Origin of the sequence: Agrobacterium sp. BT-220-3 (assembly GCF_025910175.1) — a bacterium.
Lineage (GTDB): Bacteria > Pseudomonadota > Alphaproteobacteria > Rhizobiales > Rhizobiaceae > Agrobacterium > Agrobacterium oryzihabitans.
The window spans coordinates 1-2,500 of sequence record NZ_JAPAIX010000029.1 but is presented as its reverse complement, the minus strand read 5'-3'; the positions used below and the strand labels follow the sequence as shown (position 1 = coordinate 2,500).

Genomic DNA, 2,500 nt, shown 5'->3' with positions numbered 1-2,500 from the left:
TACTAGTCGGCAGACACACGGCGGGTGCTAACGTCCGTCGTGAAAAGGGCAACAACCCTGACCTCCAGCTAAGGTCCCCAAGTCATGGCTAAGTGGGAAAGGATGTGAGGATCCCAAAACAACCAGGATGTTGGCTTAGAAGCAGCCATCATTTAAAGAAAGCGTAACAGCTCACTGGTCTAAATAAGGGTCTTTGCGCCGAAAATGTAACGGGGCTAAAGCCATGCACCGAAGCTGAGGATATGCCGTAAGGCATGTGGTAGCGGAGCGTTCCGTAAGTCTGTGAAGGCGGACCCGTGAGGGCTGCTGGAGATATCGGAAGTGCGAATGTTGACATGAGTAACGATAAAGGGAGTGAGAGACTCCCTCGCCGAAAGACCAAGGGTTCCTGCTTAAAGTTAATCTGAGCAGGGTTAGCCGGCCCCTAAGACGAGGCGGACACGCGTAGTCGATGGGAACCACGTTAATATTCGTGGGCCTGGTGGTAGTGACGGATCTCGTGTGTTGTACATTCTTATTGGATTGAATGTGCGGCGAAGAGGTTCCAGGAAATAGCTCCACCGTATAGACCGTACCCGAAACCGACACAGGTGGTCAGGTAGAGTATACCAAGGCGCTTGAGAGAACTATGTTGAAGGAACTCGGCAAATTGCACGCGTAACTTCGGAAGAAGCGTGACCCCATTTTAGGCAACTATGATGGGGTGGCACAGACCAGGGGGTAGCGACTGTTTATCAAAAACACAGGGCTCTGCGAAGTAGCAATACGACGTATAGGGTCTGACGCCTGCCCGGTGCTGGAAGGTTAAAGGGAGGGGTGCAAGCTCTGAACTGAAGCCCCAGTAAACGGCGGCCGTAACTATAACGGTCCTAAGGTAGCGAAATTCCTTGTCGGGTAAGTTCCGACCTGCACGAATGGCGTAACGACTTCCCCGCTGTCTCCAACATAGACTCAGTGAAATTGAATTCCCCGTGAAGATGCGGGGTTCCTGCGGTCAGACGGAAAGACCCCGTGCACCTTTACTATAGCTTTACACTGGCATTCGCCAAGGCATGTGTAGGATAGGTGGTAGGCTTTGAAGCAGGGACGCCAGTTCTTGTGGAGCCATCCTTGAAATACCACCCTTATCTTCGTGGATGTCTAACCGCGGTCCGTTATCCGGATCCGGGACAGTGTATGGTGGGTAGTTTGACTGGGGCGGTCGCCTCCGAAAGAGTAACGGAGGCGCGCGATGGTGGGCTCAGACCGGTCGGAAATCGGTCGTCGAGTGCAATGGCATAAGCCCGCCTGACTGCGAGACTGACAAGTCGAGCAGAGACGAAAGTCGGTCATAGTGATCCGGTGGTCCCGTGTGGAAGGGCCATCGCTCAACGGATAAAAGGTACGCCGGGGATAACAGGCTGATGACCCCCAAGAGTCCATATCGACGGGGTTGTTTGGCACCTCGATGTCGACTCATCGCATCCTGGGGCTGGAGCAGGTCCCAAGGGTATGGCTGTTCGCCATTTAAAGCGGTACGTGAGTTGGGTTCAGAACGTCGTGAGACAGTTCGGTCCCTATCTGCCGTGGGTGTAGGAATATTGACAGGATCTGTCCCTAGTACGAGAGGACCGGGATGGACGTATCTCTGGTGGATCTGTTGTCCTGCCAAGGGCATAGCAGAGTAGCTATATACGGAATGGATAACCGCTGAAGGCATCTAAGCGGGAAACCAACCTGAAAACGAGTGTTCCCTATCAGAGCCGTGGAAGACGACCACGTTGATAGGACGGGTGTGGAAGCATGGCAACATGTGAAGCTTACCGTTACTAATAGCTCGATCGACTTCTTCGTTCCCATTGAATATGTTCATCAAGCAGAGCTTGATGACATCATTGTTCTGTCCTGACGCCCGAAGGGCTCCGGACGGGCCGCGCCATAGGGCGCGACGACCTCTGGTCTGTATGGCTGCCACGCTCATTGTTGAGCAAGGGAGCAATACGGACGGGTCACAGAAAGACGTGTTAAATTAAATGAAGCGCAAGCTTCCCAGCTTCTCGAAACAACACTCATGTGAAAACATGAACTCTGTTGCGTTTTGCCGACCTGGTGGTTATCGCGGGGCGGCTGCACCCGTTCCCTTTCCGAACACGGCCGTGAAACGCCCCAGCGCCAATGGTACTTCGTCTCAAGACGCGGGAGAGTAGGTCGCTGCCAGGTCTGCAAAACGCAACAAACATCTTCTCAATCACACTTCGGCCCAGCCGATACGAAGGGCCGCATCAAGCGGCCTTTTTGCATTCCGGGACATAAAACCATAAGGCAAACGCCTCGTGCGTCCCTCACAGGAGACAAATCGCCTTCGGCAATTTGATCCGGCAATATACATCATAGCTTCGCTGTGATGCAGTCGCGATAAATCCAATAGGGATTTACGCCGGTAACGCGGGGTGGAGCAGCCCGGTAGCTCGTCAGGCTCATAACCTGAAGGCCGCAGGTTCAAATCCTGCCCCCGCAACCA

At 53.7% G+C, this 2,500-nt stretch carries 1 tRNA gene and 2 rRNA genes (1 of these 3 cut by a window edge); all 3 read left to right on the top strand.

The annotated features are described in order from the left end of the window. Nucleotides 1-1,833: ribosomal RNA gene (locus OK142_RS24930) — 23S ribosomal RNA — on the top strand; it begins 1,053 nt to the left of the window's first position. A gap of 251 nt (nt 1,834-2,084) precedes the next feature. Next, nucleotides 2,085-2,199 (top strand): 5S ribosomal RNA (gene rrf, locus OK142_RS24925). Nucleotides 2,200-2,423: 224 nt separating this feature from the next. Further along, nucleotides 2,424-2,500: transfer RNA gene (locus tag OK142_RS24920), tRNA-Met, on the top strand.